This window comes from Pseudoalteromonas sp. 19-MNA-CIBAN-0066 (genome assembly GCF_040308705.1).
Taxonomy (GTDB): Bacteria; Pseudomonadota; Gammaproteobacteria; order Enterobacterales; family Alteromonadaceae; genus Pseudoalteromonas; species Pseudoalteromonas nigrifaciens.
Window position 1 is genome coordinate 1 of the sequence record NZ_JBEONZ010000382.1, and the last position, 242, is coordinate 242.

At 48.3% G+C, this 242-nt stretch carries 1 protein-coding gene; it reads left to right on the forward strand.

Annotation, left to right across the window (positions count from 1 at the left end):
• On the forward strand, positions 1 to 242 hold a 242-nt coding region (locus AAEZ18_RS19510), incomplete at both ends, for a PCRF domain-containing protein (RefSeq protein WP_352256103.1).

Sequence of the window (242 nt, forward strand, 5' to 3'; positions counted from 1 at the left end):
GACTTGATGGATATCACTACTTTATGGCAGAACTATGTGCGTGCAGAGACGGATCAGGCCGATGCTGAGACTATGCTAGCCGATGCGACAGATCCTGACATGAAAGAGATGATGCAAGAAGAGATTGACAGCGCACGTGATACCATCGTCGAGATGGAAGAAGCGCTCAACGTCATGATGTTGCCAAAAGATCCCAATGATAAAGTGCCAGCTTTCTTAGAGATTCGTGCTGGGACAGGTGG